This window comes from Paracoccus haeundaensis (assembly GCF_006239215.1).
Classification (GTDB): Bacteria; Pseudomonadota; Alphaproteobacteria; order Rhodobacterales; family Rhodobacteraceae; genus Paracoccus; species Paracoccus marcusii.
This window is the reverse complement of sequence record NZ_VDDC01000107.1, coordinates 1-1,049: the sequence shown is the minus strand read 5'-3', so window position 1 is coordinate 1,049 and position 1,049 is coordinate 1. Positions and strand designations below refer to the sequence as shown.

At 64.7% G+C, this 1,049-nt stretch carries 1 pseudogene; it reads right to left on the bottom strand.

The window, feature by feature from the left end:
* Window positions 1–966: pseudogene (locus FHD67_RS20200) on the bottom strand (iron-siderophore ABC transporter substrate-binding protein); the annotation flags it as partial.
* Window positions 967–1,049 lie beyond the last annotated feature (83 nt).

The window sequence follows — 1,049 nt, the reverse complement described above, 5'->3', positions numbered from 1 at the left end:
CAAGCGGTCTGCGTAGTCGTCCAGCACCCAAGGGATCGACAGCGGCGTGGGGTTCGCCCCGGTGCCCACCGCGTCATTGTCCAGCATCACCAGCGCACCGTTCGCTACCGCAGGCATCCGCGCGACCAGCGGGTCGGCTATCAGCCGATCACGCAGTTCGGGCGAGCCGTAGGATACGAAGATGTCCACATCGTCGAACTGGTCGATCAGCTCGGCGCTGACCTCTCCGGAAAACTGGCCAGGCAGCGTGGCGTCGGTCACGCTTTGCGGCATGCCCAGGCCCAGGTCGCGAAAGAACTGCACCCGCGTGTCATTGGCGGAATAGAACCGGATGACGGAAAGGTCGGTGCTGTCCAGATGGGTGATAAACATGACGGTCTTGCCGGACAATTCGGGATGCGCGGCGGCGGTCGCGGCAATCCGCGCCTCCAGATCGGCGATCAGCGTCTCTGCCTGCGCGGCCATACCCATGCCTTAGGCGTTCAAACGGATCATCTGGCGCCAGTCGGTCGACCATGGCGACGCCGGATAGGCCACCACCGGCGCGATCATGCTGAGCGTGTCGTAATCGGACCGGCTGAGCCCCGAATAGGCCGCCAGGATCACGTCGGGCTGCGTGGCCGCGACCGCCTCGAAGTCGATACCGTCACCTTCGTCGAACAGGGGGGGCGTGTCTGCGCCCAAGTCGTCAAGCCGGGCGGCGACCCATGGCAGCAGGCCGTCGCCATCCTCGTCGCCAAAGCCCGCAGCGGCGAAACCCACGGGAACAACGCCCAGGGCCAGCGGCACCTCATGATTGGCCCAGGCCACGGTGGCCACGCGTTCCGGGCGTTGTGCGATCACCGTCTGGCCGAAAGCGTGGTCGATGGTGATGGGGAAATCCTGTGCTACCGCTGCAGTTGCGCCCAGGGACAGCAGCACGATCAGCAGGGCACGACAGCTTGCGGGGAACACGGCCTGAAACATAGGCTTGCTATTTCCTTATGGTTTTTGTCGGCATTCCACGCCGGTCGCGGCTTGTCAAGCGGGTGGCGCTGCACCGAGATCAA